26 protein-coding genes and 2 pseudogenes are annotated in these 23,128 nt (G+C 40.7%); 7 read left to right on the top strand and 21 right to left on the bottom strand.

The window, feature by feature from the left end:
* Positions 1-6 precede the first annotated feature (6 nt).
* The 4 genes and pseudogenes from INE92_RS21075 to INE92_RS21060 form a co-directional block, all read left to right on the top strand.
* Positions 7-1,008 (top strand): tyrosine-type recombinase/integrase, encoded by a 1,002-nt coding sequence (locus INE92_RS21075; protein WP_117652437.1) that lies wholly within the window; start codon positions 7-9, stop codon positions 1,006-1,008.
* 114 nt (positions 1,009-1,122) lie between these two features.
* The gene (locus tag INE92_RS21070) at positions 1,123-2,001 is read left to right on the top strand and encodes a toprim domain-containing protein (RefSeq protein ID WP_048928292.1); all 879 of its coding nucleotides are present in this window, start codon (positions 1,123-1,125) and stop codon (positions 1,999-2,001) included.
* A gap of 18 nt (positions 2,002-2,019) precedes the next feature.
* Positions 2,020-2,526, top strand: a complete 507-nt coding sequence (locus INE92_RS21065; protein ID WP_048928291.1) for a DUF3872 domain-containing protein — start codon at positions 2,020-2,022, stop codon at positions 2,524-2,526.
* Positions 2,523-2,873 (top strand): annotated as a pseudogene (locus INE92_RS21060) (lysozyme family protein); the annotation flags it as partial. The gene INE92_RS21065 and the pseudogene INE92_RS21060, both read left to right, overlap by 4 nt.
* Positions 2,874-3,530: 657 nt before the next feature.
* Here INE92_RS21060 and INE92_RS21055 read toward each other — a convergent pair.
* The 4 genes from INE92_RS21055 to INE92_RS21040 all read right to left on the bottom strand — a co-directional run bounded on the left by INE92_RS21055 (position 3,531) and on the right by INE92_RS21040 (position 9,147).
* Positions 3,531-5,078: an ATP-binding protein gene (locus INE92_RS21055; RefSeq protein ID WP_195335413.1), complete on the bottom strand. Its 1,548-nt coding sequence runs from the start codon at positions 5,076-5,078 to the stop codon at positions 3,531-3,533.
* A gap of 797 nt (positions 5,079-5,875) precedes the next feature.
* Positions 5,876-6,898, bottom strand: a complete 1,023-nt coding sequence (locus tag INE92_RS21050) for a tyrosine-type recombinase/integrase (protein ID WP_195335411.1) — start codon at positions 6,896-6,898, stop codon at positions 5,876-5,878.
* A 22-nt stretch (positions 6,899-6,920) separates the two neighbouring features.
* Positions 6,921-7,910 (bottom strand): tyrosine-type recombinase/integrase, encoded by a 990-nt coding sequence (locus INE92_RS21045; RefSeq protein WP_195335409.1) that lies wholly within the window; start codon positions 7,908-7,910, stop codon positions 6,921-6,923.
* A complete protein-coding gene (locus INE92_RS21040) occupies positions 7,891-9,147 on the bottom strand; it encodes a site-specific integrase (RefSeq protein ID WP_195335407.1) in 1,257 nt (418 codons plus the stop codon). The genes INE92_RS21045 and INE92_RS21040 overlap by 20 nt, the downstream gene beginning before the upstream one ends.
* Positions 9,148-9,378: 231 nt before the next feature.
* Here INE92_RS21040 and INE92_RS21035 point away from each other — a divergent pair.
* Positions 9,379-9,567, top strand: a pseudogene (locus INE92_RS21035) (glycoside hydrolase family protein); the annotation flags it as partial.
* Between the two features lie 65 nt (positions 9,568-9,632).
* Here INE92_RS21035 and INE92_RS21025 read toward each other — a convergent pair.
* The 11 genes from INE92_RS21025 to INE92_RS20975 form a co-directional block, all read right to left on the bottom strand.
* On the bottom strand, positions 9,633-10,940 hold the full coding sequence (locus INE92_RS21025) for a hypothetical protein (protein WP_229119787.1): 1,308 nt from the start codon (positions 10,938-10,940) through the stop codon (positions 9,633-9,635).
* 157 nt (positions 10,941-11,097) lie between these two features.
* A complete protein-coding gene (locus tag INE92_RS21020) occupies positions 11,098-11,406 on the bottom strand; it encodes a hypothetical protein (RefSeq protein ID WP_195638106.1) in 309 nt (102 codons plus the stop codon).
* A 52-nt stretch (positions 11,407-11,458) separates the two neighbouring features.
* On the bottom strand, positions 11,459-11,764 hold the full coding sequence (locus INE92_RS21015; protein ID WP_083434146.1) for a DUF6956 domain-containing protein: 306 nt from the start codon (positions 11,762-11,764) through the stop codon (positions 11,459-11,461).
* A complete protein-coding gene (locus INE92_RS21010) occupies positions 11,704-11,934 on the bottom strand; it encodes a DUF3873 domain-containing protein (protein ID WP_008778214.1) in 231 nt (76 codons plus the stop codon). The genes INE92_RS21015 and INE92_RS21010 overlap by 61 nt, the downstream gene beginning before the upstream one ends.
* A gap of 20 nt (positions 11,935-11,954) precedes the next feature.
* Entirely contained in the window at positions 11,955-12,212 is a 258-nt protein-coding gene (locus INE92_RS21005; protein ID WP_008778215.1) for a hypothetical protein, read from the bottom strand.
* A 24-nt stretch (positions 12,213-12,236) separates the two neighbouring features.
* Complete coding sequence (locus INE92_RS21000; protein WP_004310303.1) at positions 12,237-13,502, bottom strand: PcfJ domain-containing protein; 1,266 nt, start codon at positions 13,500-13,502, stop codon at positions 12,237-12,239.
* Entirely contained in the window at positions 13,499-13,918 is a 420-nt protein-coding gene (locus INE92_RS20995; RefSeq protein WP_004310304.1) for a PcfK-like family protein, read from the bottom strand. Before INE92_RS20995 ends, INE92_RS21000 begins: the two co-directional genes overlap by 4 nt.
* Positions 13,919-13,941: 23 nt before the next feature.
* Entirely contained in the window at positions 13,942-14,163 is a 222-nt protein-coding gene (locus INE92_RS20990) for a hypothetical protein (protein ID WP_008019901.1), read from the bottom strand.
* A gap of 11 nt (positions 14,164-14,174) precedes the next feature.
* Positions 14,175-14,390 (bottom strand): hypothetical protein, encoded by a 216-nt coding sequence (locus INE92_RS20985; protein WP_034530475.1) that lies wholly within the window; start codon positions 14,388-14,390, stop codon positions 14,175-14,177.
* Between the two features lie 7 nt (positions 14,391-14,397).
* On the bottom strand, positions 14,398-14,733 hold the full coding sequence (locus INE92_RS20980; RefSeq protein ID WP_048928287.1) for a hypothetical protein: 336 nt from the start codon (positions 14,731-14,733) through the stop codon (positions 14,398-14,400).
* An 87-nt stretch (positions 14,734-14,820) separates the two neighbouring features.
* On the bottom strand, positions 14,821-15,207 hold the full coding sequence (locus INE92_RS20975; RefSeq protein WP_229127933.1) for a hypothetical protein: 387 nt from the start codon (positions 15,205-15,207) through the stop codon (positions 14,821-14,823).
* A gap of 14 nt (positions 15,208-15,221) precedes the next feature.
* Here INE92_RS20975 and INE92_RS20970 point away from each other — a divergent pair, with 14 nt between their 5' ends.
* On the top strand, positions 15,222-15,377 hold the full coding sequence (locus INE92_RS20970; RefSeq protein WP_199163411.1) for a hypothetical protein: 156 nt from the start codon (positions 15,222-15,224) through the stop codon (positions 15,375-15,377).
* Between the two features lie 335 nt (positions 15,378-15,712).
* Here INE92_RS20970 and INE92_RS20965 read toward each other — a convergent pair whose 3' ends face one another.
* Positions 15,713-17,260 carry a hypothetical protein gene (locus INE92_RS20965; protein WP_233476899.1) on the bottom strand — a complete coding sequence of 516 codons (1,548 nt, stop codon included), beginning with the start codon at positions 17,258-17,260 and terminating at the stop codon, positions 15,713-15,715.
* Positions 17,261-17,523: 263 nt separating this feature from the next.
* Complete coding sequence (locus INE92_RS20960) at positions 17,524-18,222, bottom strand: YgjP family zinc-dependent metalloprotease (protein WP_008642733.1); 699 nt, start codon at positions 18,220-18,222, stop codon at positions 17,524-17,526.
* 129 nt (positions 18,223-18,351) lie between these two features.
* Between INE92_RS20960 and INE92_RS20955 the strand changes: the two genes are divergently transcribed.
* Positions 18,352-19,134, top strand: coding sequence for a head GIN domain-containing protein (locus INE92_RS20955; protein WP_008024080.1), 783 nt, complete (start codon positions 18,352-18,354; stop codon positions 19,132-19,134).
* Between the two features lie 182 nt (positions 19,135-19,316).
* On the opposite strand, the gene INE92_RS20950 is transcribed toward INE92_RS20955, so the two are convergent.
* The 4 genes from INE92_RS20950 to speA all read right to left on the bottom strand — a co-directional run bounded on the left by INE92_RS20950 (position 19,317) and on the right by speA (position 23,079).
* Entirely contained in the window at positions 19,317-19,796 is a 480-nt protein-coding gene (locus tag INE92_RS20950) for a hypothetical protein (protein ID WP_004315419.1), read from the bottom strand.
* Entirely contained in the window at positions 19,786-20,295 is a 510-nt protein-coding gene (locus tag INE92_RS20945) for an RNA polymerase sigma factor (RefSeq protein WP_009039151.1), read from the bottom strand. Before INE92_RS20945 ends, INE92_RS20950 begins: the two co-directional genes overlap by 11 nt.
* Before the next feature lie 61 nt (positions 20,296-20,356).
* Positions 20,357-21,130, bottom strand: coding sequence for an acetylglutamate kinase (gene argB / locus INE92_RS20940; protein ID WP_044129844.1), 774 nt, complete (start codon positions 21,128-21,130; stop codon positions 20,357-20,359).
* Between the two features lie 56 nt (positions 21,131-21,186).
* On the bottom strand, positions 21,187-23,079 hold the full coding sequence (speA, locus tag INE92_RS20935) for a biosynthetic arginine decarboxylase (protein ID WP_008024078.1): 1,893 nt from the start codon (positions 23,077-23,079) through the stop codon (positions 21,187-21,189).
* Positions 23,080-23,128: the final 49 nt, after the last annotated feature.

Raw genomic sequence — 23,128 nt, 5'->3', positions numbered from 1 at the left:
TAAAATATGAATACCCATAATGAATACATAAGCTATTGGCTACGCCGGTTCTTACTGGAATATGCCACAACTGTTCGCAATCTGTCAAAGAACACTTTGTTGAGTTATCGTGACACGTTCAAGCTGCTGCTGCCGTACTTGTCAAAAATGAACAAGATCGGGATAGAAAGACTTTCCGTGAACCTCCTTACAAAGGACAATGTGCAAGACTTCCTGAAAAATCTTGAAGCCTCGCGCCAAATATCCTCTGCAAGCAGGAACCAACGGCTTACCAGCATACTTGCATTTGCCAAATATCTCTCAACTTATAACCCGGAACATGCAGAACTTTATCGGGAACTTAGACTCATACCCATGAAAAAGCACCAGAAACCAATGATTGGTTATTTGGAGAGGGACGAGATGGAAGCATTGCTTGATGCCCCGGATAAAACTACACAATATGGTTATAGGGACTATGTCATTATCCTGTTCATGTATAATACGGGAGCCAGAGTGGATGAAGTTTCCAAACTGGTTGTTGCCGATTATGACTATACCACCTCTACTGTTATACTGCATGGAAAAGGCAATAAAACACGTAGGTGTCCTCTTTGGAAAAGTACCAACCGTGAAATACGGAAACTTGTCAAAAACTTGGCTCCTACACAAAGCATATTTATAAATCGCCATCACGCCCCACTTACCCGCTTTGGTATATATGGACTGATAACAAAATATGCCGCTGAAGCTGCTAAAAAATGCACCTCTCTTAGAAAAAAGAATGTAACGCCTCATGTGATAAGGCACACGACAGCTACACATCTTCTTCAAGCTGGAGTAGACATTAATACTATCCGAGCATGGCTTGGACATGTTTCTGTGGATACAACCAATGTCTATGCAGAAGTTAGCATGAAAGCCAAATCTGAAGCACTTGATTGTTGCGAAGTGATTAGTTCCACAAAACAAAAGTGCTGGAAAGATAATCCTGACATCATGGCTTTTCTCAATGGGTTATATAAATAAATATGTTGTCCCCAAAATACACAACTAACTGTTCACGAGTTAAATACAATTATTATACAACATAAATTGAAAACTAACATATGGCGTGAAGTTCATCATAAACTGACGCACCGCATGGAACGGACGGAAATCGATGCCATGAGGCATATACCCCTTGCGGACTTCCTCGCACGGCTGGGACATGAGCCTGTACGAAGAAGCGGCAACGAATTGTGGTATCGTGCGCCATACCGCAATGAGCGCACGCCCTCTTTCCGTGTGAACGTGGCGAAACAGCTCTGGTACGACTTCGGTACGGGCAAGGGCGGCGACATCTTCACGCTTGCCGGGGAGTTTATCGGAAGCAACGACTTCATGGAACAAGTGAAGTTCATAGCGGAAACCGCCAATATGCCTATGCCTGTTCCCGAAATGAGTAAACCGACTTTCCTGCCTAAACCGTCAGAACCTGCCTTTGAAGGAGTGGAAGCCACCCCGCTGTTTCGTTCTCCACTGACGGACTATCTGGCGGAACGGGGTATTCCTTACGGCATTGCATCCCGGTATTGCTGCCGACTGAATTACGGTGCGCGTGGCAAGCGGTATTTCGCCGTCGGTTTTCCGAATGTGGCGGGTGGCTATGAAATCCGCAGCCGCTTCTTCAAAGGATGTGTGCCTCCGAAGGATGTGTCGCTGGTCAAGGCGGAAGGCTCTCCGGCTGACGTATGTAGCGTATTTGAAGGATTCATGGACTTTCTTTCCGCTGCCACGCTCGGATTGGAAACGGGTGATTGCCTTGTGCTGAACTCCATTTCCAACGTGGAAAAGGCTATGAGGTATCTGGACGGTTACGGGCGCATAGACTGTTACCTCGACCGTGACGAAGCCGGACGGCGCACGTTGGAAATGCTGAAAGGACACTACGAGGAACGTGTCTGCGACCGTTCCGCCCTCTATGATGGTTGCAAGGACTTGAACGAGTATCTGCAACTGACAACGAAAAAAGAACAATAACTTAAAAATCAAAGGACAATGAACATACTGAACAACAAGAACAAGAGAACACCAATCTTCAAGGCGTTGGCACTCTGCCTTTTCGCCGCCGTGTCGCTCACCGCCGTATCGTGTGACGACGATATGGACATCCAGCAATCCTATCCCTTCACGGTGGAAACCATGCCAGTACCCAACAAGGTGACGAGTGGGCAGACGGTGGAAATCCGCTGTGAGCTGAAAAAAACGGGCGACTTCGCCAACACCCTCTATACCATTCGTTATTTCCAGTTCGAGGGGGAAGGCACGCTGAAAATGGCGGGCGGCATCACGTTCCTGCCCAACGACCGCTACCTGCTTGAAAACGAGAAGTTCCGGCTGTATTACACGGCGGAGGGCGACGAAGCGCACAACTTCATCGTAGTGGTGGAGGACAACTTCAACAACTCATACGAGCTGGAATTTGACTTCAACAACCGCAGCGTGAAGGACGACGGGATTGTTTCCGTTATCCCCATCGGCAATTTCAAACCTCTGCCAAGATGATGCGTGTATTCATGGCTATCCTCTGTTCACTTATGGCGGTCTGTTCTGTGTCCGCACAGATCAGCCGCCAAGAGGAAACGGACGGGCAGGCGGCAATTTACCGCCTGCCGCTTATGGAACGAGCATTTTTGTGTACCCGCTACTTTGAGGGCTGGCACTCGGAGAAACACCACCCATACGTGGGCTGGGGTCACCGTGTGCAGTCGGGCGAAAGCTATTCGGCACGCACCATGACGAAACGACAGGCGGACGCACTCCTGCGGAAAGACTTGCGTAAGTTCTGCGCCATATTCCGCAAGTTCGGGCGTGACAGTCTGCTCCTTGCCACACTCGCCTACAATGTCGGTTATGTAAACGAATATGTTATGTAAAGTTGTCATATATAAATATATGTATATCAATAATATAATTCATAACAGTTGCAATTTTATTTACATAACTATTACATAGAATGAAATCATAAAATAGAATATCCTAAATCATACACAAAGTATTAAACATATTAATAAATGGTACAAAGTCAGTAATTACTCAGCGAATAATTTCATCATCTGAAAGCTTTCTGATACAAAAGTTTTTCAAATAGGTAGAATAATAAGGGATTCGTATGCAAATGGAAAGATTTATGCTCTGTTTCATAAAATTTCTCTACTTTTTCTATTTTATCATTTATGTAAAAGACTGATTCTCAATTATGATTATTCGCTGAGTAGTTACCAAAGTCGAAATATCTTTTTTGACTTGCTTATCATAAACATTTATTGTACATTTGCATAGCATTTCCAAATAGAGAACACAGAGCCTATCTTTATTTATAAGGTTAGATAAATGAAAGGAGGTGTTTGATATGCGGATAATGTGTAATTGCATTTACAAACCAGTGTCTGTGTCCGATTATTATCGGTTTCGCTATGGAAAGTGGGAATACGTTTCACCGTATTGTCGTCGTCGTCCAAGACGATAAATGCACATCTTCGGCAGCGAGATGTAAAAGAGCTGCCAATTTATACTCTCTTATTCATTATAAAAGCTCTCATATCTTCAATTGACTGGCGAATTTCGGTTTCTGTATAAGGAGTATTATGGCAATTCTCTGGATGATGAATTTGATGACGAATTTTTTCTGTTAAAGTCTTTTGCTCTGTCCTAGTTGTACCATTTGACAACTCCTTAATATAGTTGACTGTTGGTTTACCATTTTTATATTCTTCAATCCATTTTACTTCACCAGTTTTGTTCGAATAAAGATAACTATATAATTCATCATGGTACTCTTCTGTTACTTCTCCAAAAGATGTGAAATTTATTTCATTTAAAGATGGATATGGCAACTGGGATAATTCAATATTCTGAACAACCCTTTCTTCTTCTATTTCTTTTACTAATCGAATGTTATCAAACTTTAGTTGTTTTACAACATAAGAACTATGGGTTGTCAATACAACTTGTACATTCTCATTGTTGGCTAAATCTATTAAAGCTTTCATCAGGATCTTTTGGTGTGCAACATGCTGAGAAGTCTCAGGTTCTTCAATAGCGTATATTAGACCATCTGATTCTGTATTACTTTGCATTCTTTCGGCTTCAGCTCTAAAAAAGTTCAAAAGTATCAAACGCTTTACACCACTACCACGTTTATTGATAGGAATGTCATTATCTCCAGCAATAGATACATTTTTGAATAAATCAGACCATTTTAAATCAGTGAAAGATGGTATATTAGGGCTAAGACTATTTGCTAGCTCTGGATTCATTTCTCGTATTTTATCTAACGTATGATTTGAGACTTCTTGTAGTTTAGTTGTAACATGTTCTGCTATTTGCTGACACATTTGGGCTACATTTTCCTCTTTTAGTATTGATTTTACAGCCTCTTTTAAAGGATCTTGTATTTCTTTATCATGGTCATTATTACTACGATCAGCTTGAAAGAGTGAATATACAGGAAGAAACTTCTTCAAACTTTCCCAAATCGTCTTTCCGTCTTCTTTTGTTACATCAATTTCCTTTTCTTCTAAATTAAGATTATCAGCAAAATGATTCCATATTGCTGCGCGTATTACAGCCTTTCTAGTCTGATCTTCACATTCAATGTTCTCTCGATTTAATATTGCTTTAAGATCACTAATTTTTTTGCTTAACAAATCGCAACAAACTGCATTGGTCGGATGTTTAGCTCGAATATAAACTTTTTCCCTTCCAGCTTTTGGATACCTTTTCACTATTTTTAGAGTATTAGATTCTGTTAAAAGATATTCAGCTGCAAGTGTAGTTCTATTGCTTTCATCTATAACTAAACTATCTGGTAATTTGAAAAATTCTACAGCAATTATTACTTCATCGTCACCCTCATTAGAAGCACGTTTATTTATATCTTCCTTATCTAGGGAAATACATCCTTTTCCTTCGTTAAAGAAAATGTCTAAGGCTTCCAGAATTGTAGATTTTCCAATATCGTTACGACCAACAAAAGTTGTTAGATTGGAGAAAAGAACTGTAGTCTCACTTCTATAGCCACGAAAGTTTTTAAGTGTTACTGATTTTATTAACATATCAATATTTTTATATAAATTTATCACATCAATGTCGTTCGATTAAAATTTGTAGCCTACTAATATAAAAATATGAGTGGGAAAATATTTTGCTGCAAACTTAACCGAAAGCAAAATTACTGAATTTTATTTTTCAAAATGCTCTTTTCCCAATAAATTGTAGCCTTAAATATCTGTATTTAGTCATCAATATGACAAAATACACTTATGGTGATTAGACATCTCTATTATTATAAAGTTGAACTAATATAAACATGTATAAAAAATGGATTATCAAAAGTCGGAAATATCTGCATCCTTAGTGATGATACTTGTAGATATTTAAAAGAGAATTTATCCTATTTTCCTGCAACCATCAACGTATGCTGGGAATCATGAAGTCGATTGCCCGTTTTATGGAACAGTTTGATTACATAGAATACGACAGGCTCATTGATAAAATGTTCTTGGAGTTTGTTTTAAGTGAAAAGAACCTATTGTAGGATAGACGTTATCGGAAAGATCTAGTTAGAAGTATGAAATTTATGACTGGTTTTATATTGATAAAAAATAACAACTGTGCCTGAACCAGAAGGTCTCAGTAGCAATTTGGATTAAGCACAGAATAATTTCAAAATATCATATAATAAAAGAAAGATTATGTAAATCTACATAAAAATGGTTATGCAAACAAACTTACATAGAAGATATTGCTATACAGCTGATTACTATGTAATTGCAAATAAGAATGTTTACATTGTATTCAAATGAGTGAAGAGTGGTCCTTCTATTTACTACTCTTCACTCTACTTACTATTTTATTTATATTTTACTTGCAGAGCTTTTAAGAATTCCATTAAATCTCCATCTTTTTGCCATGTAGTTTTACTTTCCTGAATAATACCAGGAGTTAGTTTTTCCAATGCCTGTTCTTTTAATTTTTCACTTGCCCTGGCATATATTTCCGTTGTTGTTGTAGAAGCATGTCCAAGAAAGTCACGAATATAGACGAGATTTATACCCGCTTCCAACATATGCATGGCTTTGGAGTGCCGAAATGTATGACAGGATATATTACTTGGTATCAATCCCCAATATTGTTTCCTCGCATTTTTAGCATGTCTTTTCACAATATCTAATATGGCCATTCTCGTCAACCTTTCTCCTTTTGGATTAGGGAATAATGGATGGCATCTATATTGTGAAGCAAAAAGATTGTTCTCTTCCATATACAACCTTAAATTTTTCACTTGATTAGTAGAAAGAGGAACTACTCTAATTTTATTGCCTTTCCCATGTAATTTTACAGTAGTAGTTTCTCCTAATCTTATATTTTCTGGGGTTAGGTTTATAATCTCTTGAACTCTTGCACCGCTATCATACAATAGCCCCATAAGAATAAAGTCTCTACGCCCTTTACGAGTTGATAAATCCGGTTGTTCAAGTAATGCCTGTACTCCTTCTGTAGTCAGATAAGACATTTCCTTAAAAGGTGTTCTTTTCTGTTTGATACTCAATATAGCTTGCCAATAAGCCATGCCCTTAACTTCCCGATATTGAAGATATTTGAAAAAAGACCGTAGGGCGCTTAAACGATTATTTCTTGTTGATATTGAGCATTTTCTCGTTTCTTCCAGCCAATGCAAAAATCCTAAAACTCTTTCTTTTGTAATTTCTTTGAGGAATAGTTTTTCCGGTGCTATTAATTCAATCTTATACATGTATTGTATAAAAAGCATGAATGTTGCACTATACTGTTTTACCGTTTGATAGGAACAACCACATTCCATTGTGAGGTAACGGTTTAAATAATCTGTGAGATATTTTCCAAAATCTGTCATACATTAAATTTTTAATACATAATTAATCTGTCATTTCATCCATGTTTGGAAAAATATGATTGTGAGCCATATCTACTTGTCTTACAATTTCAGGAAACATGGTCTCCACTATTCTGACATATTTATTGGTAGCGGCAATGGATTGATGTCCCATATACGTCATTAGTATCAGCATCACATTATGTATATCTTTCCCTGATTCACATAATTGCACAAATGAATTTACACAGAATGTATGTCGAAGGTCATGCAGACGAGGTCCTTTTCGATTTTCATTTCGTACGATGCCGGCACGTTCTAAAATATGATTGAAAATGTTTGAAATAGTTTTTGATGAAATTGAAGTATCGTTACATTTTACAAAAAAATAGTTCTCTGGATTAATACTAAGCCCAAATTTCTGTTTTTTAGTTACATAATCACGGCATATTAGTGCTAAGGAAGGAGAAAGAGGGACATATCTGTCTTTCCCATTCTTACATTCTCTAAGTAATAAGCATTCATTTTTGAAATCAATATCACAGTGTTTCAATTTTATAGCCTCACCTATACGGATTCCTGTACCGTACAGCAGACGGATTAGGCATGGTATGGAAAATCGAGCTGAATTGATTACGTGGTGATAAGCATTTATTCTGTCGCACTCCTTGAAGATTCTTTCCATTTCGTCAGGTGTGTAAATGTAGGGGACAAAATTTGATTGATGTTTGGGTAATATTGGAATATATGAATCATATCCAATTGTTTGCAGGAAAGAAGAGAATCCTCGAAGAATGATAATCCTATAATAGCGATTATCTTCAGATTCTCCAGGGAATTTACAGCACCAAGCATCAGCCAAATCTTTGGAAATCCCAAGGACCTTCTCGTTTCTATCATTGGCAAACTTGTCAAAGCGCTTTAACAAACATTCCATTACAGTCGTTTTGCAACCTATATTTTTCTTGTATTCTATATATTGGGTAATTAACCCAGAGAATACACTATATAATTTACCAGTTCTCTTTCTCATATATTTCTAAGTAAAATATTTCAGGAATTTGAGGTACTTCAAGTGCGCATTGCCTTAGATGCTTCAAATCAACTTTTACATAACTCATGGTGGTTAATAAATTGGAATGTCCGAGAATTTCAGAAATAACGCTTGGGGATTCACCATTCTCAAACAAATTAATAGCAAGACTATGACGTAAAGAATGAGGACCATGTTTACGTGTTGATATATCTATCTTGGCTGCTAACATCCACTCTGAGACAATCCTGCTCAATGCCTGGGGTGAAATCCTTTGATATGGAGCCATATGTTCCAAAAAAACATGCGGACTGTCAATATCAGGTCTTCCGAACTTGATATAATCAATAATGGCACTTCCTATTTCCTCTGATAATGGAAATAAAACAGGCTTCCCCGTCTTTGCCTGCACAAGGGACAAACGGTTGAACTCCCATTCAAAATTGGCATATGTAATTCCTACTATATCCGAAGCGCGGAGTCCATAACGTGCTGCAAGTAAAAGCATTGCATAGTCGCGTTTTCCTTTAGGACAAGATCTGTCTATTGCGTCCAGCATTTTTTTTATTTCCTCCCTACTATAATATGATGGTAATTGAGGATTTTTGGGACGATGAAGGCGTAAAATCCTATTCCAGCGGGAAAAATTGCAATCTGCTAATAAATTACGCTCACAAGAGTATCTGACAAAGGCTCTTACAGAAGAGACGACGTGAGGCCAAGGACGTTTCTTTCGCTTCAATTCACGTAAAAATAACAAGCAACCGGGAATATCAAACTCTTTAACCAGTTTGTTGTTTTCTTTTAGAAAATCATACAAGTCTCTCAAATACAAGTGATGTTTGCTCACTGTTAGAGGGCTTTTAATTCTCCTTTCATGACAAATAAATTCATTGAATTGTATGCCTAAATCTCCTTTGAATTCAAACATAGGACTTCGCGGAGTTGGTTTTCCAATGATAATTCCTGTATGCAGAACTTCATTCATTATTTTTATATGTCTAACCATGTTCTTCTCAAAATCAGACAGTTGGGCGTATGCCATACTCTTGTGACGAGTTTTCAAAAAATCTTCTCCTACACGAGCAGAATAGATTTCAATTTTATTTTCCAGCATATAACATTCCAGTTTATTATAACTACTCTTAAATGCACAAATAGTTAAAGGTGCATAATGCCTTTCACGCAGTTGTTGGACAACTTGTTTCCTTAAATCATAAAAATTACTTTCTTCCATAAAACATTATTTATTGTTAGATATAAATTGAAGCTCCATCAAATCAAGTAGATGGAGCTTCAATATATCTCTTATTAGGGAATAATGCTATGATTTTAACTACTAAATTAGGAATATTATGTAAAAAGTAATCCTGTAAAAAATAAATATACCATCTGTTAGTCAATGATTTATATTTCCTTTATTTACATAATATACTCGCTTACATAACCCACATTATGTAAAAGCTTATATAATGTAGGTCCATACCGGCTTTTGGGGAGCGGAAAGATACCTAAAAGCACGCTGATCCGAAAATTGGAGGCGGGCGACAGGAACATTTACCGGGAGTATATCGCTTTCTGCAACTACAAGGGTAAACGGCACGCCATGCTGCTCAAACGGAGAAAGGCGGAGTTTGCGCTGCTGTACATTCCGTAACATGGCAAATGTCTGACAAATGAAACTCCGATGAAGCCACAACTTCATCGGAGTTTCCCATTTTGTTAGAATTGAATTCTGACTTCTTTCTCTTTAATATGTATCAAATCCCCCATAATCGTCATAGGACACATTTTCCCATTCCAAGGTTCGTCATAGCATTCCTCTTTATCACAATTTTGTTTTTCACAAAATGAATGCAATGGACAAACATAACCACATTTATGTAATCCCGTTAAATATGTGAACAGAGCATTGTGTCCAATTAAAGCTAACATATCGTCAGACAGTTTACTGGAATCTGTTAAGGACGATGGTGGTGGATTAAAATCTCCGTTGTCAGTATAGCTATAAGGCATTCCTAAAAAATCTATCAATGTTTTGATTCGTTCCTTAGATAGAGGTTGGTAATCAGTAATCAAAGTTAATATTGGAACAAAACCTTTGGCTGGACGTATTCGTTCAAGAACTTCTCCAATATAATCTATTTCTACTTGGACACTTTTAGAAAACACTTGCTTGAATGCGTCTATAAGAGTATCAAAAAAGTCACAAACTGACATTGATTTACCATTGATATTTATTTTAGCTTCATTTATGAACTGTTCAAACAGTTCTATTGCTGATAAATTCGGATTTTCATTCGCATATGCTAATTCATTGATTAAAACTTCAGCAGGAGAAAGACTAAATAAAGATATGTAGCAAATTGTTATCAATTTTATATTATCTGACGCTATTGCTGAAAAATGTTGTTCTGCAATAATCTTAACTAAATTATATGGGAGGTCATATCTTTCATGAGTTGCAGTTTCATCAATTAGCATTTGATATAATGCAGCCATACTCTCCTTGATAATATTAGCCCCCAAAGTTATTGCTTGTTTTGAACCATCTGTAAAACAGATGTCTAATGTTATCACAGGCAATATCCTATTATTCAATTGTTTATATTTTCGATGAATACAGATACGTTCATTTACATCTATCTTAAAATCATTTCTCCGTGTATCTGCAAGTGGACAATATCCCATTCCACATTTCACAATAGCTATTTTATTCGCCAGTTCTGGAGAATAATCTATATCTAATGGGAGTGTGATAGTAGATGTTGCATTTTCTACAAAAGCATATGTTTCTGCCATTATATTATATCGAACCATACTATCATATAGTCCCCACGGAGTTGATACATTTTGAAGAAAGTGAATATACTCATGAACAATAGTGCCTAATGTTGGAATATCAAGTTCATCTATATTTCCATCATATGAATCATGAATACGAATCTGCATAAACGCAGGTTTATATTCACCTCGACTATTATTCAGTTCGGTTATAATGTGTTTTTGACTTGTCGTTAATTCACACATATTTTACTACTATAATTATGAGTATTAAACTTTTGCAAAGATATTCATAATATTCCATATATCGCCAAAAGCGATTGAAACAGCGGTTTCTTTGCTACTTTCTTTGTCCGCCATCATGCTCACTGAAAGAAAGTAGGCGGCTTTCGCCGCCCACCTCTCAAAAACGGGTGTAAAGCCCCGTCACCATCGTGAACATTTCCTCCAGCATATCGCAATATATCCCCTCGTGCGTTTCAATGTCCTTCGTCCTGCTCTCGAATGTCTTTTTGCTGAACGTCCTGCGGTAGAAACGCATATTGTAGAGGTCTGCACTTCCGTCGTAAATGATGTCAAGACGGTTGGCACTCGTTTTGTTCCTCGCAAGGCTCATGCGTAAGCCGTTGCCCATGTCTATGAAGTCTTTGCTTCCCGTCATGGCGGCAAAGCGTCTGCCGCCTATCTGCTCCAAAATAGTCTTTGCTATCATATTCGTTGTTTTTAGGTGTTATGTTGTGGCGGTGCGGACACCGCCACAATGTTCAAAATTCTGTTTTCTCGGTTATGGGTGTGCATCTTTCCAGCCACTCTTTCAGACACTCCATGTTATACTCGCTCGTTATGACTGCCGTATGGCTGTCAATGGCAGTAAACCTGCTACTTTCATAGTTGTCTATCCACCCCTTTAAGGTATCAACTCCCCATGCTTCGGCATCGTCAAACATACCGTCCAATACCGTGATAGGCTCGCTGAACTTGACTATCAGCGTTTGGTAGCCTGCTTCGTTCATCGCTTGTCCTCCTTCCTTTCCTTTGCCGTTAGCCACTTGTCCCGTGCGGCTCGACATTCGTCTAATGTGGGTTTGACACAAGAGAAAAGTTCCCCGTCCGTGTGGCGGTAGTCGTATTGCACAAGGGTGCGTTTGCGTCTGCCGATACCCGTTTGGAAATTCTCGTAGTTCTCCGTTCCTGCCGATTGGCAGGTGCTTACTCTGTTAATTGTCATTTTTGTTGCCATAGTCGTTGTTATTTAGATGATTAGAAATGTACAGACAGCACTCTGTGTTGCATCACCATTTCGGGGTTACTCGTATAGCGTTGGTGCAGGTAGAAATGATGTGAGCCGAAGCCGTAAAGGAAGAACTTGCCAAGTTCGTGTTTCTCGGCAAAGTCCTTGACGCTCGCCCTTAATTGCTCCTCACTCTGACAAAGAGTGAGGAGGTTCATAAATTCAAGGAACATCGTGGGGATTTTATCATCCCATAGGAAAAGCATGCTTTCAAATCTTACTTCCATAATGTTAGTTGTTAGATGTCGATATTATGCCGCTTTCATCCGCTGGCGGATAAGGTTGGCGTTCTTGTTCACAAGGGCGATGATGCGGTCGTGGTATTCGGAGTTCTCGTTGCATACGCCACGACACTGCACCACCTCAAAAGTTTTTAGTGACACCTCTATCGTTTCAATTCGTTTTCCGTCAATGGTGGCGGATAGGATAAGGGAGTCTTTTCGTTTGTGGTAACCGCCCACACAATGGTGCATCGTCCTTCCTTCCTCTGCCATTTCTTCCACGCTCTCTATGACTTTGACGCAAATAAGGCTGTCGGTAAAGGCAAGTCCGAAGAATATGCCCTTAGCTTTCAGATATTGTTTCTCGTCCTCAATCGCTTTCCTGCGTTGCTGTTCAGTCCGCTCATGTTTCCTTTGCAGGTTGCGCTTTGCCACCAACTTGTCGTGTTCAACTTTGAGGTCGGCAGGGCAAACGTATTTCGGGCTGTTTGTGTCCTTGCCGAAATGACGCAGGAGGTCTATGGTGTCACGCCACATTGAGCCGTCCTCAATGGTATAGCCGTTGCGGATACATATCTTGATTGAAGCCCAATACTCTCCAATATTGAAAGAGTGGTACAGATAGTAGCGCAACATGGGATATTGCCCTGCCTTCAACAGCGTTTCCGCACGGCTGTCCGACAATAATGCCGGTATTAGTTTGGTGGGTACAATGTCGTGGAAATTGCCGTTAAAGCCGTTTCTGCGGAGCGTCGGCAACACCTTATATCTTGGATATATCGGGGAATATGAGATATGGCGGTACGCTTCATTGTCATTGCGGATAGCAAAAGGAGAAGCGAATGAGAACGTGTCGATGTAGCATCCCAATGTGCGTGGAATGGCAACAACAGCCTTACGCCCTTGTTCATTCCACCAATACTGCCCGATTTCAAGGGCATAGGACTTGGCATTAACCCCTTTCTCCATACCCACGACAAGCAAGAACATTCGTAGCACTTGGTATTCTCCGCTTGTGGTAAGGGTTGTGAAATACTGCTTTTGTCTTACCTTGCGCTGATAGGTGAGGCAGACTTTCAAACTTGCTCCACATTCAGGACACGTACAATGCTCGGTCTGCTCCGTCATTACCCAACTATGACCGCAATCCATACAAGTGGTACGACCTTTCGGCAAGCGGTGTGCATAATGCTCCACGCAATTACGGAATGCCCAATTAATCTGTATCGGGGTTATCGGGCGTAGTTTCTTGCTTTGGGCAAGAACTGCTTTTTCAAATTTGTTTCTCGGTTTCATAAGCCAAAATCAAATAATGAGGGTTGAACTTGGGTTTCTGTTTTCGCCTTTGTCGGCTTGGTGCGGTTCTGCAACTTGCGGAGTTCCTCGTCTTGGTATCTGCGGACTGCCTGCTGACGTGCTTCTGCTTTTTCCTCTGCCGTGAGTTCCACAATGTGGTTCACCGCCACTTGGCATTGGATAGGCTTGCCCACCTCAATCTCGTTCTCGTCATAGTAGTGTACTGCTTGTCCGTATATCTCTCCGTCCGTGAAGCCGTTACAACCGCTTTTCTGCACATAGTTCAGAATGTAGGTTACGCAATCGTCAATGTTCTTGGCTGGATTGCGGTAGTTCTTCGCAAAGAGCGTGTCTTCCTCCGCACGTTGTTCCAAATACATCTGTATCGTTCTCTTGAAATGGTCTGTTCCTTTCATATCGCTGTCGTTTTTATGAGTTGTCAAATAGTATGTTTCAAAATCTCCCTCCAATAAATCGGCTCAACCTCGCTCAATAGGAAGTCTATAAAGTCCTTCCGTGCGTCCTTGTTCAGTTCGTGGTAGAGTCCACGGAAGACGGACATATTGCCGTTGAGGTATGTTTCCACCATGTACTCGAAGATGTTGCCCACCTCGTAGTATCTGCATTGTTGCTCCACTGTCTTGCTTCTTCTCTTTGCCATGTCGGTAGGGATTAAAGGGTGAATAACCAAAGAATGAAGTCAAAGAACAGGATAACGGAAAGAATAGCCACGATTACCCCTATTGCCACTCGGAACACTCCGTTTATTATCTCTCTGACGATGTACCAAAGGATGCCGGACACCCAAAAGGCGGTGCGCATGATTGGGGTGCATATCGCAAGCCCTATGTATTGCGCCATTTGTCTGAAATTTACCGTTGCTGTCATAGCCGTATCATTTGTTAAGTTCCACGATGCTGTCTATCCTGCCGTATAGGAAACTGCGGAGTGCCGTCTTGTCGGTAGCCTTGTATTCCGCCCAATGCCCATACTGCTTTACAATGTAGGTTCGGAGAATGTCGGAAAAGTCAAACATCCAACCTTGCAAGGGTACTGCGCTCTTGAAATAGGTGTTGCTGTTCACGTTGCGTGTAAGCCAATCCTTTTCCTCTCGGCTCAATTTCTCACCATTGTTCAGTTTGGTGCGAAGTCCGTACACCTTGCTGCCTTGCAGGTTCTCCAAACTTGATACTTCCCATGCCACGAATTTTGTTGCTATTGCCGTTCTCATATCCGTTTTGTTTTTGATTTTTTGTTTTTTAATGCGGATTCAAGAGCTGAGGGAGTTGAGTTTCAAACTATCTTATCTGCCTCTCGTTTATCCGACATTTTTTTTTAATGCGTCTTTCTGTCGCATCGGTCGTTTTCGTTTCGGGTGCTTAAAAAGGTAGGGATTAGGGAATGCAAGGTTTTTCGGAAAAATACTACCCGAAGGGCTGGAGATTTTTCCAGAAAACAGGAGGCTTGACCTTGCTTTCCCGTACAATCCCGGAGTTACCTTTGCACCCAGCACGAAAATGACTGCCTGATGCGGCTCACTGAAAGGCGCGAAAATGGAGGTAAACGGAAGTGGAGGCAGATTAGACAGGAAAACTTCAAAAGAGAAATCCGTGAAAAAGACATCCCCAACAGAAAAGAACATAGCCGGTAGCGTGAAACCGGGCAAACCATCGGCAAGGAAGTATGTTTTTATCTGTTTGGCCAAACGTGTTTGGTCGGATGGATAAAATCATTCTTCCCGGTTTGTCTGCCGTGAGTGACGGCTTGTTCCATTTATGGAATGTGCGGTCATACACGGCTTTCCGCTTCCGGCGCAAAAGGACAACGAAAAAAGAAAAATCGTCAAAACCCCGTAAAAGCACCTCTTTGGCATAAGCACAAAAGAAAGGGGCCTTGTCTCATCAGTCTAAACTATTGTTTAGGCGTGAGGCAAAGCCCTTTTCTCCGCTTATGCGGCAGTCGGCACACGTTCGTTCAAAATCTTTTTGGGCGATGGTGTGCTGACGGATAAAATCGCTTTTACGGAAAAACTTGTGTGAGAAGAAAAAAACGGGAGATTCATTTCTAAATCTCCCGTTTTATTGTTACTTTTGCATACGAAGAGTTCTTTGAAGGTTACGCAACGCACAGAAGAATAATGCAGTAGATAACTAACTAATTCGTAACCTATTACTATTATGAGCGATTACCCAATGCTCATTTCCAATAAATTACACTCTTTTCGTAACTTCACTAAGCCAATTTAAATATTTTGCTTGTTTTTTATCCCATTCAACAGCTTTAATTTTATCCTCGCCTGGCCTATTCCCATACACAAACGAACTTCTTTCTACTTTTTCATACCACGCATCACTAAATTTCTTACTTCCTTTAATTTTTGAATAATACATGATATCATCTATCAATGCCCGTTCATATTCCATCATACCTCTTGATATAGTACCGCTATATACTCCTAAATGAATCTGAAAGAGGTGAACCAATTCATGAGCAAAACTTCCATAGGTTATATCATCCTCTCCTCTAAACACTAAATCTACTGTTCCATTAGATAAAATAGAATTCCCTGCATTTGCCCTTCCTCCTCCTAAATTAGGATCCATATAAACATAATTAAAAGCGAAACCTTCGCTCTCTAAATAATTAATAATCTGCTTAGCATAACATATTTTTTCCTCCATTTCTTTAATGACTCTTTCTAATTTCTCTAGTTGTTGAGGGGTTAACTTATCAGTATTCTTTATAATTTTTTTTACATGAGACTTCACCGGAACTGAAGGATCAGTGGGAGTTCCGATATAACCGCCTCCACCTCCATCAGAAGAACCATCATCATAACATTCGGTATATGGAACTTCTCGGTAAGTCCAATAACATGCAGGTGCAGTTATTGTTGGACCTTCTAATTCACCACCTTCTAGGGTAGGGTCACCTCCGCTTCCACCACTATTACCACCATTACCATCATCAATACCGCCTCCAAACTCACCGGTACCATAAAAACTCGCCCAGTCATCCATAAAGGCAGAACGTGTAATCGGAGGACAATAGTAATACGATTCGGTATAGTAATTCGTGTAACACTGTATAGCTCGAGTTGTAGCAGAAGATAGCGTATCCGATAATGCCGCCTCATCAAGAACAGGAGAAAGACGCTTTATTATCTTACCATTCTTGTACTTCCAACCGTTTACAAACTCACCGCTGGGACAAAAATATAAAACCATACCGTCAAAATGGGGAACCCGATGCAAATAATTGTTATCTGACAAATCATCGTACTTCATCAGATAATTCAGACTACCTATAAATATCATATTGAAAGTAATGATTTCTCCCGTCGTAATATCTTTCAATATAACAGACCGAGCAACGTTCATCACCCGTCTTTTTTCTTTCTTGCTCATCTTCTTTTTCTGCTTCTTCGTATCTTGGTCATAAAGGATAACATTCATGTTGGAACGCAAAGAGGCTTCCACCACTTCATACCTTCCTTTCTTCCATTCTTTAGCATGATTCCACGAAGGAGTTACCAATATTCCCGATACATTGCTTTGCGTCACCCCCATTCGGGTAACGGGAGCCCCATTGTCGACATACCATTCTTTGGCAGCTGCAACAGTTAACTCCCGATTCTTACCGACAGCCAGTTCGTTTGATAATTCCTGTTGTCTGTCCGTGAACAATTCGTCACGAACGCAAGCGTACAACAAGAGGGCGGCCATTCCAAACGCAAAAAGAATTTGTTTCTTTCTCATGTTTTCCATCTCATTAAAGGTTACTTTATTGAAAAGACGAAAATTATATCAGGATGTAATCAGTCTTTTTTATTTTTTTACGACATAATAGATGTGCTTTACACAAGGAGAATGATGCTATCCTCCATGAATAGGGAGAAGTGAAGAATGTTCTTAACAGTGAAGAATGTGAAGAATCCGTTTTTGCTCGATGAACTCCGCAAATAGGCTGATAAACAAAGACCTATTTATAGAAAGCATGAGGGATAAAAACTAACTTTATTTTATATTTCTGTACGGTACTTTCTCAATTCTCCCCGCAAGGTCAATGCTTTTCCTTCTGTATATTGATTGAGTAACGCCCAGAATCGCTCGCTATGATTCATCTCGCGGGTATGGCATAATTCGTGCAACAACACGTAGTCTATCAAATGAGAAGGCAGCAAAACCAGGTAATAGGATAAATTAATAGCTTTTCGAGCCGAACAACTCCCCCATCTGCCCTGACTGGAGTTTATTTTCACACTCGAATAGGACAATCCGCATTGCTTGGACAAGAAGGCCAGACGTGAAGGCAGAATACTTTTGGCATTTCGTCTCAATGATTCTTCAATAACCTTATGCAACCAGCTTTGCAGTTTTTCATCTGTAAAATCGGCATGAGGCGGACAAACGATCTCCATTACACCCAACCGGGAATTAGCCAGAAACTGATCTTTCTCGCCCGACACCAAAGATAGTTTAAAATGCTCCGCATCAATCTTATAATTCAAATCAATCAACGGACGAGCGATTTTTTGCCGGGAGGCCAGAAGCTTTCCACGCAGGTTCTCGATGGCCTGTTTCACTTCTTTCAGGGTAGTACCGGGAGGAACTGAAACATAAACAGCATCACTCTTGGTACGAAACACAAGACTTCTCGCACGTGAATTGACGCGTATCACCAGACGCCCTAACTCATCATCTTCTATAATCTTATCCATTATAATCCTCCTATCAACAGCCACAAAAGTAATAAAAAAGAAGACGCTAACGAAAAACTTTATGGAAGATGCAACTTTAGATCAAATTCTTCCGTCTAACCATTATATCAATCATAGAAAAGCGTAATTATGAAAACAAGTTTATTGCTCGTATTAGTCACGGGAATGTTTCTAGTACTTACTGCCGGCTCTTGCTTGCGGGGAAAACACATCGTAGGCAGTAAGAATTACATCTCCAAAGAAGTGAAAGCCGACCACTTCAATGAAATCAAACTAGTGGGAAGCGCCAACATTAGTTATTGGCAAGACACATGCAGCCATGTCGAAATTCATGGTTCCGACAACATCATACCACTTATAGAAACGTATGTGGAGGGTAGTACATTCATTATAAAATTCAAGAAGAATGTCACTATCTGGAAAGGAAAACTGGAAATAAAAGTTTTTGCTCCGGAACTGAATAAGCTGTCGGTCAACGGTTCAGGAAATATAAGATTAATCAATGGGATACAAACCTCTAAAGATATTGAGTTCCACATCAACGGTTCGGGCAACATTCAGGGAGAAGGATTCAATTGCCAAAAAATGGCCGTTTCAATTAATGGTTCGGGAGATGTAAGACTACAACAAATAGAGAGCCAGGAATGTCAGGCAAGTATTTCCGGTTCGGGCAATATCAATCTGAACGGCAAAGCCATTCAAGCGAGCTATTCTATTGCCGGATCAGGAAATATTCAAGCTGCCGATTTGCAAGCAGAAAACACAGACGCAAGCATTAGCGGCTCCGGCAACATCAGCTGCTATGCCAGTCAGAAGCTGGTTGCCCGCGTCAAAGGAAGCGGTGATATTGCCTATAAAGGAGATCCTCAAGAAGTGGATGCGCCACGAAAAAATATACGGCAGATCAAATAAAGACAGCTTAAATAAAGACAGTTTAAAAACATAAAAGGGCTACTGCATCGCGCGGTAGCCCATTTATTTAGTTAGTTTCATTATAAAAATTTGAGAGAATTGAAAACTTCACAGTTTCGCCTTCGTTGTTGTTTTAATTAAGCACACTAACTATATTATATGTTTAAAGCAAATGAAAATGTCTATTCGTTTATAACTTGCACCTTGTGGTTGATCTTCGCCAGGCTATCCGCCAGGACCTGTTCCGCTTTCACATCATTTGAGATAGCGACCGACGGTGCAGTTACTTGTTTACCAATGGTATCCGTAGCCAATACACTTCCATCATCTCCGGAGAAAGAATGTTGTGCCACATTCCCCAAAGAAAGGATGATTGCAATTACGGCAGCAGCCTTGAACAGAGGAATAAAACGACCGGTCAGTGTCAAACGTTTCGCTTTTACTACCGTAGGCTCCACCTCTGCCAGAATACGTGCATCAAAGTCTTCGCCCAGTCCTACTTCCTGCTGAACCTGCTGATAAACAAACAGATTCTTATAGCGAAGCAAATGAGCCGGAACTTCTTCCTTTGCGAAGAAGTCGCGCAATGTTGCTTCCTCCTCAACGGAAGTTTCGCATTGCCAATATCGCTCGAGGAGCTGTTCTATATCCTTATAATCCATATTCGTCAATTTCTAAATACCTTTGTTTTACTTTTTGCCTGGCTCTGAAGAGATTCACTTTGACTTGTTCCTCTGTCAGATTCAGCAAGGTTGCAATTTTTTTATAGCTTTCACCTTCAATGTCCCTCAGTTGCATGATAAGCCGCTGTTTTTCGGGAAGTTCGTTTACCAGTCTATTAATGATGTTCATTCTTTCATCATGAATCATCTGGTCATACGGACTGTTTGCATCAGGTTCTTCCGCCATTTCGGGGGTGAGTTCCACGTTTTGAGCTTCTTTCTTTTGACTCCGGTCTATCGCCAGGTTCTTTGCCACTGTCAGGCAATAGGCTTCGACCGATTCAAATTGAGACCACTCATCACGCTTGTTCCACACTCTTATCATGGTGTCCTGAACGACATCCTCGGCTTCGGCCCTATCCAGGGTGATTCTGAGAGCCAATCGAAAGAGTTTATCCTTCAACGGCAAAATATCGTTTCGGAAGCTGATTTCTTGCATCTCTATAATAATGACGGGCTAGGATATGAAAAGTTACAGTCGCCCACTACTTTTTTTTGAATTATTTTTTTATTCTCGTTCCTCCAGAGTCGTTAATCGCTGACGCTAAGGTGATTACCACTTCAGAAACTCCTGCATTTATTGCTTCAAAAGAATTTTCCAACTTAGGAATCATACCTCCTTGAATAACGCCATCGGCTACATATTGTTCAAATTCGGCACGGGTGATTTGAGGAATCACACTGTCGTCATCATTCTCGTCACGCAACACACCTTTCTTCTCGAAACAATACACCAATGTCACATCAAACAGAGCCGACAACGCTTTCGCTGTCTCCCCGGCAATGGTATCTGCATTCGTATTCAACATATTGCCGTGACCGTCATGTGTCAATGGAGCCATCACGGGAACAACGCCTTTATGTATCAAATCCGACAATAAAGTGGCATCCACCTGTTCCACATCCCCCACAAACCCGTAGTCTACTTCTTTCACCGGACGTTTCACCGAACGGATTACATTCATATCCGCTCCGGTCAATCCGAGTGCATTGACTCCGCGTGCTTGCAGACCTGCCACAATGTTTTTATTCACCAATCCGCCGTACACCATCGTTACGACTTTCAACGTTTCGGCATCGGTAATCCGACGACCATTTACCATTTTGCTTTCAATACCCAGTTGCGCGGCAATCTTTGTTGCCGAACGACCGCCACCATGAACCAACACTTTATGTCCGTCAATAGCGGCAAAGTCATTTAACAACTGACGAAGGGTGGCTTCCTCTTCTACGATTTTGCCACCCACCTTAATTACTGTTAGTTTTTCTCTCATTTCTTGATTTCTAATAAGTTCACCGAATGGAGAATCCGGCTCCGGCACCCTGCCGGTTATTCCAAATAAGTATATCCGTAAAGCCCCGAACGATAGTTGGAAAGGAATTCTTTTCCTTCTTCCAAGGAGATTTTTCCTTCTTTCACTGATTTAGTCACCCAAGTTTCGAGCGTACGTACCAGCTTCTTCGGATTGTACTGCACATAGTCCAACACCTCCGCTACCGTTTCTCCGTCGATAATCTGTTCGATATTATATCCTTTCTCGTTCACCGAAACATGCACGGCGTTCGTATCACCGAACAAATTATGCATATCTCCTAAAATCTCCTGATAAGCACCCACCAGGAATACAGCCACATAATAAGGTTCTGTTTTCTTCAGTGCATGTACAGGCAGATAATGAGCCACGTTACGGGTAGAGATAAAGTTGGCAATTTTGCCGTCCGAATCACAAGTTATATCTTGCAAGGTAGCCGAACGCTCCGGTTTTTCATCCAATCGCTGAATAGGCATGATCGGGAATATCTGGTCAATTGCCCAAGAGTCAGGAAGTGACTGAAACAGCGAGAAGTTACAGAAATATTTATCGGCAAGCAGTTTGGACAATCCACGGAATTCATCGGGTGCATGCTTCAAACCGGCTGCAATCTGATTAATCTCACGTGTAATAGACCAATACAGACGCTCGATTTGTGCGCGGGTTTTCAGATCTACGATTCCATGACTGAACAAGTCCAATGCTTCCTCCCTGATCTGCTGTGCATCGTGCCATGCTTCCAACATCTTGTTCTGATTCAGCGAATCCCAGATTCCATATAACTCCTGCACCAATTCGTGTGCATCCGGAGCAATTTCCTCCTCGTCATCCCATTCGGGTAAAGTAGCGGTTTCAAGAACTTCAAAGATAAGAACAGAATGGTGTGCCGTCAATGCACGTCCACTTTCCGTTATGATATTCGGATGCGGGATACCATTTTTATCGCTCACGTCTACCAGCGTAGAGATAGAGTCGTTTACATACTCCTGAATGGAATAGTTTACGCTACCTTCGCTATTGGATGAACGAGTTCCGTCATAATCCACTCCCAGTCCACCGCCAATATCAACAAACTCCACCTTAAAGCCCATTGAATGGAGCTGCACGTAAAATTGTGAAGCCTCGCGCAAAGCCGTTTTGATACGACGGATCTTCGTCACCTGACTGCCGATATGGAAATGAATCAGTTTCAGACAATCTTTTAAGCCTTTGCTCTCCAGAAAATCGAGCGCTTCGAGAAGTTCACTGGAAGTCAAGCCAAACTTGCTGGCATCTCCTCCCGACTCTTCCCACTTTCCGCTACCGGAAGAAGCGAGTTTGATACGTATACCGATATTAGGCTGCACATTCAGCTGCTTTGCCATTTTTGCTATCAGTTTCAGTTCGTTCATCTTCTCCACAACGAGATAGATACGTTTACCCATCTTTTGGGCAAGCAGAGCCAGTTCAATATAACTTTCGTCTTTATATCCGTTGCAAACAATCAATGAGTCAGAGTCCGTATTGACCGCAATCACCGCATGGAGTTCCGGTTTAGAGCCGGCTTCCAGTCCGAGATTGAACTTCTTTCCGTGGCTGATAATTTCTTCCACCACAGGGCGCATCTGGTTGACCTTAATCGGATAAATAATAAAGTTCTGGGCTTTATAACCATACTCCTCGGCTGCCTGTTTAAAGCAGGATGACATCTTTTCAATACGGTTGTCCAAAATATCCGGGAAACGCACCAGCATGGGAGATGCCACATCACGCAATTGTAACTCATCGACCAGTTCTTTCAAATCAACGGATACTCCATCTTTACGAGGTGTAACAACGACATGACCTTTGTCATTAATACCAAAGTACGAGGTACCCCAACCTGTGATGTTGTAGAGTTCCTCAGAATCTTCAATACGCCACTTTCTCATTTTCTGTTATTCAGTGTTTTTAGTAAATAATTGGACGGCAAAAATACGG

Origin of the sequence: Bacteroides xylanisolvens (genome assembly GCF_018289135.1) — a bacterium.
Lineage (GTDB): Bacteria > Bacteroidota > Bacteroidia > Bacteroidales > Bacteroidaceae > Bacteroides > Bacteroides xylanisolvens.
Note: the sequence above shows the minus strand (reverse complement) of the source record. Positions and strands in the feature narration are given on the sequence as shown.

Bases quoted from the DNA above. Each gene is read 5' to 3' on its own strand.
- INE92_RS21000 (WP_004310303.1), bottom strand. From the start codon at position 13,502: ATGAAACCGAGAAACAAATTTGAAAAAGCAGTTCTTGCCCAAAGCAAG.
- INE92_RS20990 (WP_008019901.1), bottom strand. From the start codon at position 14,163: ATGGCAAAGAGAAGAAGCAAGACAGTGGAGCAACAATGCAGATACTAC.
- INE92_RS20970 (WP_199163411.1), top strand. From the start codon at position 15,222: ATGGATAAAATCATTCTTCCCGGTTTGTCTGCCGTGAGTGACGGCTTG.
- INE92_RS21045 (WP_195335409.1), bottom strand. From the start codon at position 7,910: ATGAGAAAGAGAACTGGTAAATTATATAGTGTATTCTCTGGGTTAATT.
- argB (WP_044129844.1), bottom strand. From the start codon at position 21,130: ATGAGAGAAAAACTAACAGTAATTAAGGTGGGTGGCAAAATCGTAGAA.
- INE92_RS21005 (WP_008778215.1), bottom strand. From the start codon at position 12,212: ATGGAAGTAAGATTTGAAAGCATGCTTTTCCTATGGGATGATAAAATC.
- INE92_RS20965 (WP_233476899.1), bottom strand. From the start codon at position 17,260: ATGAGAAAGAAACAAATTCTTTTTGCGTTTGGAATGGCCGCCCTCTTG.
- INE92_RS20995 (WP_004310304.1), bottom strand. From the start codon at position 13,918: ATGAAAGGAACAGACCATTTCAAGAGAACGATACAGATGTATTTGGAA.
- INE92_RS20980 (WP_048928287.1), bottom strand. From the start codon at position 14,733: ATGAGAACGGCAATAGCAACAAAATTCGTGGCATGGGAAGTATCAAGT.
- INE92_RS21040 (WP_195335407.1), bottom strand. From the start codon at position 9,147: ATGGAAGAAAGTAATTTTTATGATTTAAGGAAACAAGTTGTCCAACAA.
- INE92_RS20955 (WP_008024080.1), top strand. From the start codon at position 18,352: ATGAAAACAAGTTTATTGCTCGTATTAGTCACGGGAATGTTTCTAGTA.
- INE92_RS21065 (WP_048928291.1), top strand. From the start codon at position 2,020: ATGAACATACTGAACAACAAGAACAAGAGAACACCAATCTTCAAGGCG.
- INE92_RS21015 (WP_083434146.1), bottom strand. From the start codon at position 11,764: ATGTCGAGCCGCACGGGACAAGTGGCTAACGGCAAAGGAAAGGAAGGA.
- INE92_RS21020 (WP_195638106.1), bottom strand. From the start codon at position 11,406: ATGATAGCAAAGACTATTTTGGAGCAGATAGGCGGCAGACGCTTTGCC.
- INE92_RS20945 (WP_009039151.1), bottom strand. From the start codon at position 20,295: ATGCAAGAAATCAGCTTCCGAAACGATATTTTGCCGTTGAAGGATAAA.
- INE92_RS21025 (WP_229119787.1), bottom strand. From the start codon at position 10,940: ATGTGTGAATTAACGACAAGTCAAAAACACATTATAACCGAACTGAAT.
- INE92_RS20960 (WP_008642733.1), bottom strand. From the start codon at position 18,222: ATGGATAAGATTATAGAAGATGATGAGTTAGGGCGTCTGGTGATACGC.
- INE92_RS21075 (WP_117652437.1), top strand. From the start codon at position 7: ATGAATACCCATAATGAATACATAAGCTATTGGCTACGCCGGTTCTTA.
- INE92_RS21010 (WP_008778214.1), bottom strand. From the start codon at position 11,934: ATGGCAACAAAAATGACAATTAACAGAGTAAGCACCTGCCAATCGGCA.
- INE92_RS20950 (WP_004315419.1), bottom strand. From the start codon at position 19,796: ATGGATTATAAGGATATAGAACAGCTCCTCGAGCGATATTGGCAATGC.
- INE92_RS20985 (WP_034530475.1), bottom strand. From the start codon at position 14,390: ATGACAGCAACGGTAAATTTCAGACAAATGGCGCAATACATAGGGCTT.
- speA (WP_008024078.1), bottom strand. From the start codon at position 23,079: ATGAGAAAGTGGCGTATTGAAGATTCTGAGGAACTCTACAACATCACA.
- INE92_RS21050 (WP_195335411.1), bottom strand. From the start codon at position 6,898: ATGACAGATTTTGGAAAATATCTCACAGATTATTTAAACCGTTACCTC.
- INE92_RS21070 (WP_048928292.1), top strand. From the start codon at position 1,123: ATGGAACGGACGGAAATCGATGCCATGAGGCATATACCCCTTGCGGAC.
- INE92_RS21055 (WP_195335413.1), bottom strand. From the start codon at position 5,078: ATGTTAATAAAATCAGTAACACTTAAAAACTTTCGTGGCTATAGAAGT.